The 12,129-nt window shown below is 67.7% G+C and carries 11 protein-coding genes; all 11 read left to right on the top strand.

What is annotated here, in order from left to right; genetic code table 11:
- Window positions 1–14: 14 nt before the first annotated feature.
- From AC07O3_RS25130 to AC07O3_RS25080, 11 genes are read left to right on the top strand one after another with little or no spacing between them, the layout of a single operon-like run.
- Complete coding sequence (locus tag AC07O3_RS25130) at window positions 15–827, top strand: cyclase family protein (protein ID WP_093049750.1); 813 nt, start codon at window positions 15–17, stop codon at window positions 825–827.
- Window positions 824–1,555: an SDR family oxidoreductase gene (locus AC07O3_RS25125; RefSeq protein WP_093075480.1), complete on the top strand. Its 732-nt coding sequence runs from the start codon at window positions 824–826 to the stop codon at window positions 1,553–1,555. The genes AC07O3_RS25130 and AC07O3_RS25125 overlap by 4 nt, the downstream gene beginning before the upstream one ends.
- Before the next feature lie 49 nt (window positions 1,556–1,604).
- Window positions 1,605–2,771 carry an ABC transporter substrate-binding protein gene (locus AC07O3_RS25120; protein WP_097199744.1) on the top strand — a complete coding sequence of 389 codons (1,167 nt, stop codon included), beginning with the start codon at window positions 1,605–1,607 and terminating at the stop codon, window positions 2,769–2,771.
- Window position 2,772: 1 nt separating this feature from the next.
- Window positions 2,773–3,918 (top strand): ABC transporter substrate-binding protein, encoded by a 1,146-nt coding sequence (locus tag AC07O3_RS25115; protein WP_093049760.1) that lies wholly within the window; start codon window positions 2,773–2,775, stop codon window positions 3,916–3,918.
- Window positions 3,919–3,946: 28 nt separating this feature from the next.
- Complete coding sequence (locus tag AC07O3_RS25110; protein WP_495340592.1) at window positions 3,947–5,272, top strand: aromatic ring-hydroxylating dioxygenase subunit alpha; 1,326 nt, start codon at window positions 3,947–3,949, stop codon at window positions 5,270–5,272.
- The gene (locus AC07O3_RS25105; RefSeq protein WP_093075471.1) at window positions 5,269–5,733 is read left to right on the top strand and encodes an aromatic-ring-hydroxylating dioxygenase subunit beta; all 465 of its coding nucleotides are present in this window, start codon (window positions 5,269–5,271) and stop codon (window positions 5,731–5,733) included. Before AC07O3_RS25110 ends, AC07O3_RS25105 begins: the two co-directional genes overlap by 4 nt.
- A gap of 44 nt (window positions 5,734–5,777) precedes the next feature.
- The gene (locus AC07O3_RS25100) at window positions 5,778–6,941 is read left to right on the top strand and encodes an ABC transporter substrate-binding protein (RefSeq protein WP_093049770.1); all 1,164 of its coding nucleotides are present in this window, start codon (window positions 5,778–5,780) and stop codon (window positions 6,939–6,941) included.
- A gap of 34 nt (window positions 6,942–6,975) precedes the next feature.
- Window positions 6,976–8,031 carry a branched-chain amino acid ABC transporter permease gene (locus AC07O3_RS25095; RefSeq protein ID WP_093049773.1) on the top strand — a complete coding sequence of 352 codons (1,056 nt, stop codon included), beginning with the start codon at window positions 6,976–6,978 and terminating at the stop codon, window positions 8,029–8,031.
- Complete coding sequence (locus tag AC07O3_RS25090) at window positions 8,028–9,818, top strand: branched-chain amino acid ABC transporter ATP-binding protein/permease (protein ID WP_495340591.1); 1,791 nt, start codon at window positions 8,028–8,030, stop codon at window positions 9,816–9,818. The genes AC07O3_RS25095 and AC07O3_RS25090 overlap by 4 nt, the downstream gene beginning before the upstream one ends.
- Window positions 9,815–10,546, top strand: a complete 732-nt coding sequence (locus AC07O3_RS25085; RefSeq protein WP_007831224.1) for an ABC transporter ATP-binding protein — start codon at window positions 9,815–9,817, stop codon at window positions 10,544–10,546. The genes AC07O3_RS25090 and AC07O3_RS25085 overlap by 4 nt, the downstream gene beginning before the upstream one ends.
- On the top strand, window positions 10,536–12,125 hold the full coding sequence (locus tag AC07O3_RS25080) for an ATP-dependent acyl-CoA ligase (protein WP_495340590.1): 1,590 nt from the start codon (window positions 10,536–10,538) through the stop codon (window positions 12,123–12,125). The genes AC07O3_RS25085 and AC07O3_RS25080 overlap by 11 nt, the downstream gene beginning before the upstream one ends.
- The last annotated feature ends 4 nt before the right edge of the window (window positions 12,126–12,129 follow it).

Here is a 12,129-nt window from a genome sequence, read left to right as displayed (position 1 = left end):
CAGGAGCCATACGAATGACCACGACAACCGAACTGATGTCCGCCGCCGAAATCCTCGGCGGCCTGGTGACCGCGATGGCCAGTGGCCGCATCCGCGTGATCGACCTCACGCAGACGCTCACGCCCGAGTTCCCGCAGATCGCGCTGCCGCCCGAGATGGGCCAGTGCTGGCCCTTCCGCATCGAGGAAGTGTCCAAGTACGACGAGCGTGGCCCGGGCTGGTACTGGAACAACTTTTCCTGCGGCGAGCACACCGGCACGCACTTCGACGCGCCGATCCACTGGATCTCGGGCCGTGACCTGCCGAACAACTCGGTCGACACCATTCCCGTGCAGCACTTCGTGGCGCCGGCCTGCGTGATCGATTGTTCGGCCGATGTGCAGTCGAACGACGACTACCTGCTGAGCGTGGCCGACATCGAGCGCTACGAGGCGGCGCATGGCCGCATCCCGAAAGGCGCTTGGGTGCTGATGCGCACCGACTGGTCCAAGCGCAGCGACCCCGAGGCTTATCAGAACTTCGACGAGACGGGCCAGCACACGCCGGGTCCGAGCACCGAGGCCGTGCGCTTCCTGGTCGAGCAGCGCGACGTGCTGGGCTTCGGCTCCGAAGCCATCGGCACCGATGCGGGGCAGGGCTATCACCTGCGGCCGCCGTACCCGTGTCACTACTACATGCACGGCGCGGGCCGCTACGGGCTGCAGTGCCTGAGCAACCTCGACCTGCTGCCACCGGCCGGTGCGGTGCTGATCTGCCCGCCGCTGAAGATCGAGAAGGGCAGCGGCAGCCCGCTGCGCGTGCTGGCACTGGTGGGAGCCTCGGCATGAGCGCGGCGCCCAAGGTCGCGGCCGTCACCGGCGGCAGCGCCGGCATCGGCAAGGCGATCTGCGAGGACCTGCTCGCGCAGGGCTACGAGGTGGTGTCGCTCGCGCGCCGCAAGGCCGAAATCGACCATCCGAAGCTGCACAGCATCGAGGTCGACCTGAGCGACCGCGCCGCCACGGGCGAGGCGGTGCGCGAACTGGTCGAACGCTTCGCGCCGACCACCATCGTCCACAACGCAGGCGTCATCCGCGCCGCGCTGTTGCCCGAAGTAAAGCTCGACGACCTCGACGCACTGGTCGACCTGCACCTGGGCTGTGCCATTCAGCTCGTGCAAGGTGCGCTGCCCGCGATGCGTGCGCAGCGCTTCGGCCGCGTGGTGCTGCTGTCGTCACGCGCCGCGCTGGGGCTGGCCACGCGCACCAGCTACTCGGCCACCAAGGCCGGCATGCTGGGCATGGCGCGCACCTGGGCGCTGGAGCTTGCCGCTGACGGCATCACGGTGAACGTGGTGGCGCCGGGGCCGATCCGCACCGACATGTTCTACGACGTGGTCGAAGCCGGCAGCGAGAAGGAACGCGCGCTCGCAGCCTCGGTTCCCGTCAAGCGCCTCGGCGAATCGGCCGATGTGGCACGCGCCGTGCGTTTCTTCGCCGATGCCGAGAACAGCTTCGTCACGGGACAGGTGCTGTATGTGTGCGGCGGCACCAGCGTCGGAAGTCTCGCCCTCTGAGTTTTTTGCTTTCCTCACGTTCATCCAAAACCACCTCTGGAGCCTCGCCATGAAAGTCCTGAACCGAATTCGCACACTCGCGGCCATTGCCGCGGGCCTCGGCGCGCTGAGCGCCGCGGGCGCGTGGGCCGCCGATCTCAAGGTCGGCTTCATCACTTCGATGTCGGGGCCGGTGTCATCGCTCGGCATTCCGTACGACAAGGGCATGAAGGCGGCAGTCGCGTACAAGTCGGAGGTCGCAGGCCGCAAGGTCCAGGTGATCCAGCTCGACGATGCGTCAGACCCGTCCACGGCCGCACGCAATGCGCGCAAGCTGATCGAGGAAGACAAGGTCGACGTCATCATCGGCACGGCCGGAGCGCCGGGCTCGCTGGCCATTGCCGGCGTGGCGCGTGAAACCAAGACCCCGCTGATCTCCATCGCCAATGCCGACCTGGCAGGCGAAGAAGGCGCATGGATGGTGACGCTGCCGCAGCCCGCGCCGCTGATGATGGGCGCGATGGTCGAGAAGATGAAGCAGGCCGGCGTGAAGACGGTGGCCTACATCGGCTACTCCGACGCCTGGGGCGACCTGGTGTACGACGCGCTCATGAAGTCGGCGCCCACGGCAGGCATCAAGGTGGTGTCGAACGAGCGTTATGCGCGCAGCGATTCGTCGGTGGCCGGCCAGGTGCTGAAGATCGTGGCGCTGCGCCCCGACGCGGTGATCACCGGTGCGTCGGGCACGCCCGGTGCGTTGCCGTACCTCGCGCTCACCGAGCGCGGCTACAAGGGAAAGATCTACGGCATGCATTCGCTGATCAACCCCGACTTCATCCGCGTTGGTGGTCCGTCGGTCGAAGGCCTGCTGGCGCCCACCGGCCCGGTGGTGGTAGCCGAGCAGCTGCCCGACAACAACCCGATGAAGAAGATCGCGATGGACTTCCGCGCCGCCTACCAGAAGGCCAACGGCGCGGCGCCCACCGACACCTTCTCGGCCTACAGCTTCGATGCGTGGCTGATCTATCTCGACGCTGCGCAACGCGCGTTGGCCAGCAAGGCTGAGCCTGGCACCCCGCAATTCCGGCTGGCGCTGCGTGATGCCATCGTGAGCACCAAGGAGCTGGTGGGCACGCATTCGGTCTACAACTTCAAGCCCACTGACCGCTATGGTTCGGATGACCGCTCGCGCGTCGTCGTGAAGCTCGAAAAGGGTCAATGGAAGCTGGTGCCCTGAGATGAAGAACAAGCTAACTCACATCCTTGGCGCAACAGCGCTTGCGCTGGCAGCCTCGCAGGCCATGGCGGCTGACCTGAAGATCGGCTTCATCAGCTCGCTCTCGGGCCCCGTGGCCGCGCTCGGGATTCCTTACGAGAAGGGCATCCGGGCCGCCATTGCCGAGCACCCGGAGATTGCCGGTCGCAAGGTACAGCTGATCGTGCTCGACGACGCTTCTGATCCCACCACAGCTGGGCGCAACGCACGCAAGCTGGTGACCGAGGACAAGGTCGACGTGCTCATCGGAACCTCCGGCGTGCCGGGCGCCATGGCCATCGCAGCGGTGGCCAGGGAACTGAACACGCCATTGATCTCGCCCACGCCGGTCACCATCGCCGGCCCCGAGGGCGCGTGGACGGTGACGGTGTCGCAGCCGTTCCCGCTCATGGTCGCTGGCGTGGTCGAGCGCATGAAGAAATCGGGCGTGAAGACGGTGGCCTTCATCGGCTTCTCGGACGCACTGGGTGACCTGGCCTACGACTCGCTGGTGAAGAGCGCCGACGCCGCCGGCATCAAGGTGGTGGCGAACGAGCGCTATGCGCGCAGCGATTCGTCCGTGGCCGGGCAGGTTCTGAAGATTGTCGCGTCGCGGCCTGATGCAGTGTTCGCCGGCAACTCGGGCACGCCCGGCGCGCTGCCCTACATCGCGCTGGCCGAGCGTGGCTACAAGGGCAAGATCTACGGCACGCACGGCCTCATCAACGCCGACTTCGTGCGCGTGGGCGGCGCTTCCATCGAAGGCCTGCAGGTGCCCAGCGGACCGGTGCTGGTGGCCGACCAGTTGCCCGACAGCAACCCGATCAAGAAGGTGTCGATGGGCTTTCGCAACGCGTACCAGAAGGTCAATGGCGCGGTGCCGACGGATGCCTTCTCGTCGTACACCTACGACGCCTACCTGCTGCTGGCCGATGCGGCCTCGCGCACCAAGGGCGAGCCGGGCACGCCGCAGTACCGCACGGCGCTGCGCGACGCCATCGTGAGTACCAAGGAGCTGGTGGGCACGCACGGCATCTACACCTTCAAGCCCGACGACCGCTATGGCTCCGACCAGCGCGGCGTGGTCATCGTGCAGATGACAAAGGGCCAGTGGAAGCTGGTTCCGTAGTTTCCGCCGAACCACCGAGCACATCGCCATGACCATCCATCGCAACCGCCCCGATCTCGTCGCGGCGCTGGTGCAGGACGACCGGGTGCACCGCGACCTGTACCTCAGCGAAGAGCTTTTCGCGCTGGAACAGGAGAACCTGTTCGCCAACACCTGGGTCTTCCTCGGCCACGCGAGCCAGGTGCCCGAGGCCGGCGACTTCGTCACGCAGGACATCGCGGGACGGCCGCTGCTGATGGTGCGCCAGCCCGATGGCGATGTGCACGTGCTCTACAACCGCTGCGCCCACAAGGGTACGCAACTGGTGACGGACGAATGCGGCAACACCGGCCGGTTCTTCCGCTGCCCATACCACGCGTGGACCTACAAGCTCGACGGCGCGCCGCTCGGGCTGCCGCTGAAGAACGGCTACGAGGGCACGCAGCTCAAGGCCTGCGAATCGGGGCAGGGGCTGTCGGTGGTGAAGCACGTGAAGGTGTACCGCGACTTCGTGTTCGTGCGGTTGTCTGACACCGGGCCTTCGTTCGAGGACTACTTCGGCGAGGTGCTGGGCGCCATCGACAACATGGTCGACCGCTCGCCCGAAGGCAAGCTGACAGTGGGTGGAGGTGTGCTGCGCAACATCGTCCACTGCAACTGGAAGATGTACCTGGAGAACATCAACGACACAGTGCACCCGATGTCGACGCACGAGTCGGCCACCAAGGCGGCCGAGGCGCTGTGGGAAGGCCATGCGCCCACGGACCCCAAGCCGATGGCAATGGAGCAGATACTGCCCTTCGGCTCGGGCTACGAGTTCTTCGACAAGATGGGCGGGCGCGTGTTCGCTAACGGGCACAGCGTGCTGGGAGTGAACTTCAGCATCCACTCCAACTACGCGCAGCTGCCCGAGTACGAAGCCGCGATGCGCGCCGCGCACGGCGAGGCGCGGGCCACCGAGATATTGCAGCGCTCGCCCCAGAACTCGGTCTTCTATCCGAGCCTGTCGGTCAAGGGCTCGCCGCAGGCCATTCGCGTGATTCGCCCGCTGGCGGCCAACCGCACGCTGATCGAGGCCTGGAGCTTCCGTGCGGCGGGTGCGCCCGCGCTGCTGTTCGAGCGCGCCATGAGCTACAACCGCCTCGTGTTCTCGCCGATGTCGGTGGTCGCGCACGACGACGTGCACCTGTTCGAGAGCATCCAGCAGGGCCTGCGCGCCGGCGGCAACGAGTGGGTGAGCCTGCACCGCAATTACGACCCGGCCGAGACGCAGCAAACCACGGTCACCACCAACGGCACCAACGAACTGCTGATGCGCAACCAGTTCCGCGCCTGGGCGAAGTCCATGGCGGCGGGCATGGAGGCTGCGGCATGACGGACCCGCGCGATTTCGTCGCCCACGAGGCGGCGCTGCTCGACGAGCGGCGGCTCGACGACTGGTTGGCCCTGTTCGCCGAAGACGGCCACTACTGGGTGCCGCTGCTCGGTGCGGCGCAGGCCGACCCGTTCTCGCACAACTCGCTGGCCTATGAAGACCGGCTGCTGCTGCAGTTGCGCGTCGACCGCCTCAAGAACCCGCGCGCGCATTCGCAGCATCCTGCGAGCCACAGCCAGCATGTACTGCAGCCCTCGCGCATCGAGCGCGAGGAGGGCGACGAGGCATGGCTGCGCACGCCGTTCCTCTACGTCGAGGCGCGCGGCGAAGACCAGATCCTGCTGAGCGGCACCGCCCGCCATCACCTTGTTCGCACCTCCACCGGCTGGCTGATCCGCGAGAAGCGCGTCGACCTGCTCAACGCCCCGCGCGCGTTGCCGGCCATCCAGTTGTTCATTTGAGTTACCCACCTGTCCATTCCAACAATCCTCACCGGAGCTACGACATGAAGAGCCTGATGCAGATCCTGACGCGCGGCACCCTCGCCGCGGCGCTGACCGCCTGTGGCATAGCGAGCGCGTTCGCGGCCGACCTCAAGGTCGGCCTCAGCGTGTCGCTGTCGGGGCCCAACTCCTCGCTGGGCGTGCCCTACGCCAAGGGCATGCAGGCCGCGCTGGCCTACAAGGGCGAGGTGAACGGCCGCAAGATCCAGCTCGTCGTGCTCGACGACGGCTCCGACCCCACCACGGCCGGGCGCAACGCGCGCAAGCTGATCGAGGAGGAGAAGGTCGACGTGCTCATGGGCACATCGGGCGTGCCGGCCGCCATTGCGATGGCGCAGGTGGGCAAGGAAGCAAAGACGCCGATGATCGGCCTCACGCCCATCCTGCTCGACCCCAACGAGAACCCTTGGGTGATGACGGTGGCGCAGCCGACGCAGTTGATGATCGATGCGGTCGTCGAGCGCATGAAGCGCAACAACGTGAAGACCGTGGGCTACATCGGCTTCTCCGACGCCTGGGGCGACCTGGTCTACGACGCGCTGATGAAGGCCGCGCCCGGCGCAGGCATCAAGGTGGTGAGCAACGAGCGCTATGCGCGTGCCGACGCCTCGGTGACGGGGCAGGTGCTGAAGATCGTGGCGCTGCGGCCCGACGCGGTGATGACCGGCGGTGCCGGCACGCCGGGGGCGCTGCCGTTTCTCGCGCTGCAGGAGCGCGGCTTCAAGGGCGGCGTGTACGGCCAGCACGGCTTGATCAACCCCGACTTCGTGCGCGTGGTCGGCGCGGCCGGCCAGAACGCGCTGATGCCCACCGGCCCGGTGATCGTGGCCGAGCAACTGCCGGACAGCTACCCGACCAAGAAGATCGCGACCGACTTCCGCGCCGTGTTCCAGAAGGTCAACAACGCACCGACCAGCGACGCCTTCTCGGCCTATTCGTTCGACGGCTGGCTGGTGTTCGTCGATGCCGCCTCGCGCGCCATGAAGAAGGCGGAACCGGGCACGCCCGAGTTCCGCGTGGCACTGCGCGATGCCATCTTCAGCACGAAGGAAGTGGTGGGCACGCACGGCGTCTACACCTTCAAGCCCGGCAGTCTCTACGGCGTGGACGAACGCGCCCGCGTGATCGTCAAGCTCGACAACGGCCAATGGAAGCTCGCACCTTGAACCTCTCGCCTTTGTCTTTCCGGAGGGCCGCGCGATGACATGGGACGTGGCGCTGATTCTCCTCACCGACGGCCTGGCCAACGGGGCCGTCTATCTGCTGGCCGGGTTGGGGCTGGTGTTGATCTTTTCCGTCACGCGGGTGGTGTTCGTGCCGTTCGGCGACATCGCGGCCTTTGCGGCCCTGTCGCTCGCGGCCTTCGAAACCGACCGCGTGCCGCCGACCATCGGTATGGTCGCGGTGCTGGCCGCACTGGCCCTGGCCACCGAGATCGGCAGCCTGCTGCGTCGCGGCGAGGCCGCGCGCATTCCGAAGGCGGTGCTGATGTGGGGTGTGCTGCCCGCCATTCCGTGCGTGCTCGCATGGTTGGCGGCGCGGCCGGGCGTGCCGGTGGCGGTGCACATCGCGGTGGCGGTGCTGCTGGTGGTGCCCATCGCGCCGCTGCTGGCGCGAGTGGTGTTCCAGCCGATCGCGGATGCATCGGTGCTGGTGCTGCTGATCGTGTCGCTGGCGCTGCACTTTTTGCTGTCGGGGCTGGGCTTGCTGTTCTTCGGGCCCGAGGGTTCGCGCACCACGCCGCTGACCAGCGCCGTGTTTACGCTGGGTGACGGCTTCACGGTCAGCGGGCAGGTGGTGTTGATGGTGGGAGCGGCCATCGTGTTGAGCGGGCTGTTCTTCCTGGTGTTCGAGCGCACGGTGGCAGGCAAGGCGCTGCGCGCCACGGCCGTGAACCGGGTGGGCGCGCGGCTGGTCGGCATACGGCCGGTGCGCACGGCGTTGCTGGCGTACGGCTGCGCCTCGCTGCTGGCGGGGCTGATCGGCGTGCTGATCGCACCGGTGACGACGATGTATTACGACTCGGGCTTCATCATCGGTCTGAAGGCTTTCGTGGCCGCGATCATCGGCGGGCTCGTGAGCTATCCGATGACGGCCATTGGCGCGCTCGCGGTTGGCGTGGTGGAGAGCTTTGCCTCGTTCTGGAGCGGCGCGCTGAAGGACGTGATCGTGTTCAGCCTGCTGATTCCGGTGCTCATGCTGCGGTCTTTCATGGCCACGCATGCCGAAGAGGAAGAAGACGAGGTGGACCAATGAACGCCAATCGCAACAAGCGCCGGGCGTGGATCGCCGGGCTCGTCGTCGTGCTGGCACTGGTGCCGGTGCTGGCGGGCAGCTTCACCGTTTCGCTGCTCAACGACATCGGCATCGGCGCGCTGGTGGCGCTGGGCCTTGTGCTGCTCACGGGCGTGGGCGGCGCCACATCGTTCGGGCAGGCGGCCTTCGTGGGCATCGCGGCCTACGCCACCGCATGGCTGACGACGACGCAGGGCATGTCGCCCTGGATCGGGCTGCTGTTCGCGCTGCTGCTCACGGGGCTGTCGGCGCTTGCCATCGGCATGCTCACGCTGCGGCTCGGCGGGCACTTTCTGCCGCTGAGCACCATCGCTTGGGGACTGTCGATCGCGATGCTGTTCGGCAACGTCGATGCGCTCGGTCGGCACACGGGGCTGTCGAACATTCCGGCGCTGCAGGTCGCGGGATGGTCACTGGCCGACCCGCGCGCGATGTACTACCTGATCTGGGTGGTGGTCGGCCTAGCCTGCCTGTTCAGCTACAACCTGCTGCAGTCGCGGCCGGGTCGCGCGATTCGCGGACTGCGCGGCGGTGCGACGCTGCTGGCGAGCGTGGGGGCTGATGCGTACCGCGTGCGGCTGTCGCTGTTCGTGACGGCCGCGCTGTTCGCGGGGCTGGCGGGCTGGCTCTATGCGCACATGAACCGCTTCGTGAGCCCGTCGCCCTTCGACGTGCGCGCCAGCATCGAGTACCTGCTGATGGCGGTGGCCGGCGGTCTCGGTCAGTTGGGTGGTGCGCTGGTTGGCGCCGCGCTGGTGCTGGTGCTGAAGAACGGCCTGCAGGACGTGCTGCCGATGCTCACGCAACGCGCCGGCCAGCTGGAGGCCGTGGCCTTCGCCGCGCTGTTCATCCTGCTGCTGCACTTTGCGCGCGGCGGCGTGATGGGCCTGCTGCGACGCTGGACGCGTCGTCGCGGTGCTGCGCAAGGACCGTCGCGCCACGAGGCGCCGCCGGTGGAACCGTTGCCGCATCGCACGCTGCCTGAACGCGGCTCGCAGGTGTTGTCAGTGAATGGTGCGGTCAAGCGTTTCGGCGGGCTGGTTGCGGTGAACGACGTGAGCTTCGACGTGAGGGCCGGCGAGATCGTCGGGCTGATCGGGCCCAACGGCGCAGGCAAGTCGACCATGTTCAACCTGCTGACCTGCACGCTGCCGATGAGCGCGGGCCAGGTGCGCTTCCTGGACCACGACATCGCGGGCATGCCGCAGCGCGAGGTGGCGCGGCTGGGGTTGGCGCGCACCTTCCAGCACGTGAAGCTGCGCCCGCACATGAGCCTGCTGGACAACGTGGCGCTGGGTGCGCACTCGCGCACGCGCTCGGGCATCCTGAAGGCGGGGCTGCGGCTCGATCGCACGGAAGAAAGCCAGATCCTGCAGGAGGCCCAGCGCCAGCTCGACCGCATCGGCCTGGGCGACCGCGCGCACGAACTGGCGGGCAGCCTGCCGCTGGGCACGCAGCGCATCCTGGAAATTGCGCGCGCTCTGGCCGCCGACCCCGTGCTGCTGGTGCTCGACGAGCCGGCCGCCGGCTTGCGCCGCAAGGAAAAGATGGCACTCGGCGATTTGCTGCGCAAGCTGCGCGAGGAGGGCGTGACCATCCTCATCGTCGAACACGACATGGACTTCGTGATGAAACTGGTAGACCGGCTGGTGGTGATGAACTTCGGCTCCAAGCTCGTGGAGGGCGTGCCGTCGGCGGTGCGCGCGGACGAGCGTGTGCAGGCGGCTTACCTGGGGAGCGTTGTATGACCGCGATGCTGGAGATCGGCGATCTGCATGTGTCGTACGGGCAGGTCGAGGCGGTGCGCGGAGTGTCGCTCGACTTGCAGCCGGGCCAGATCATTTCGGTGATCGGGCCGAACGGCGCGGGCAAGACCACGCTGCTGGCCGCGGCCATGGGCCTGCTGCCCTGCAAGGGCACGTTGCGCTTCGAAGGCGAAGACCTGCAGGGGTTGGACGTGGAGGCGCGCGTGGAGCGCGGCCTGTGCCTCGTGCCCGAGAAGCGCGAGCTGTTCGGCGAGCTCACCGTGCTCGACAACCTGCAGCTCGGCGCGTACGCCAAGCGGCTGCGCGGCGATGCAATGAAGAAGCGGCTGCAGTCGGTGTACGACCGCTTTCCGCGGCTGGCCGAACGGCGCTCGCAGCGCGCGGACACGCTCTCGGGTGGCGAACGGCAGATGCTGGCGGTGGGGCGCGCGCTGATGTCGGCGCCGCGCTTGCTGATGCTCGACGAGCCCAGCCTCGGACTGGCGCCGCTGATCGTGCGCGACATTCTGACCATCGTGCGCAAGCTGCGGGAAGACGGCGTGTCGATCCTGCTGGTGGAGCAGAACGCGCGCGCCGCGCTCGAAAGCTCGGACGAGGGCTATGTGCTGGAGACGGGCGAGATTGCGCTGTCGGGTGCTTCGGCCGAGCTGGCCAGCGACCCGCGGGTGCAGGCCACCTACCTCGGCGGAGGCACGCACGATGACGAGTGACCCGCGCGCCGTACCGCCCGCCCTGCGCACGCTGCCGGCGATGCTGCGGCGGCAGGCCGGGCTGTTCGGCTCGCGTGCGTTGCTGCGGATCGCGGGGAGCGAGTGGACGCATGGCGATGCGGCGCGGGCTGCGGCTGTGCGTGCTGGGGCATTGGCGGCGGCTGGCGTGGTACGTGGCGACCGCATTGCGGTGATGTGCGGAAACCGTGTCGAGTTTCTCGAAAGCTTTCTCGGCGCAGGCTGGTTGGGGGCATCGATGGTGCCGGTCAACACGGCGTCGATGGGGCCGCAGATCGAATACTTCCTGGCGAACAGCGAGGCGAAGCTGCTGGTGATCGAGGCGGGCTTTCTGGAGCGGCTCGCGACGGCAGACCTGACGCGCACTGCGTTGCGCGAGGTCTGGGTGGTTGGGGAAGCTGCATCCAATGCGTGGCGAGCGCCTGAAGGTGTGCGCGTCGTGGCGTATCCCGAGGGCGGGGAGCCCGTTGATCCGGCTGCGGTGCAGCCCGGCGACCCGCTCGCGATCCTCTACACCTCCGGCACTACGGGGCCGGCCAAGGGTGTGATCTGTCCTCACGCGCAGTATTTCTGGTGGGGCGTGAACAGCGCTGAAGTGCTCGGCGTCGGCGCCGACGACGTGCTGTGCACCACGCTGCCGCTCTTTCACATCAACGCGCTCAACACCTTCGCGCAGGCCGCACTGACGGGCGCACAAGTTGTGTTCGAGTCGCGCTTCTCGGCCTCGGGCTTCTGGCCGACGATGCGCTCGAGCGGGGCGACGGTGGTGTATCTGCTGGGCGCGATGGTGCCGATCCTGCTCGCGCAGCCGGAAGGCCCTGGGGAGCGCGACCACCGCGTGCGCATCGGGCTGGGGCCCGGCGTGCCGTCTGCTGCAGGCGCTGCGTTCAAGGCGCGCACAGGCGTGTCGCTGCTCGAAGGCTACGGTTCGACGGAAACCAATTTCGCCATCGCCACCGCGCCCGATTCGCCGCGCGGCGGTGTCATGGGCTGGCTGCGCCCGGGCTTCCAGGCGCGCGTGGCCGATGAAGACGACGTGGCGCTGCCGCCCGGCGAAGCGGGCGAACTGCTGCTGCGTGCGGACGAGCCGTACGCCTTCGCGAGCGGCTACTTCAACATGCCGGAGAAGACGGTCGAGGCCTGGCGCAATCTCTGGTTTCACACCGGGGACCGCGTGGTGCGCGACGCCGACGGCGCATTCCGCTTTGTCGACCGCATCAAGGACGCGATCCGCCGGCGTGGCGAGAATATCTCCTCGTTCGAGGTTGAGCAGGTGCTGCTGAGCCACCCGGGCGTGGCCTCGTGCGCGGTGTACCCGGTGCGCTCCGAGCTGGCCGAAGACGAGGTGATGGCTGCGCTGGTGGCGCGCGAGGGCGTGTCGATCGATCCCGCCGAACTCGCGCGCTTTTGCGAAGGGCGCCTGCCGTACTTCGCCGTGCCGCGATACATCGACCTGCTGGCCGACCTGCCGCGCACCGAGAACGGCAAGGTGCAGAAGTTCAAGCTGCGTGAGCGCGGTGTCGGGCCGCAGACCTGGGACGGACGGCCCGCCAGGGCCTGAGGCG

Source organism: Variovorax sp. GW821-FHT09D05 (assembly GCF_059416325.1).
This window is presented reverse-complemented; position numbering and strand designations above follow the sequence as displayed.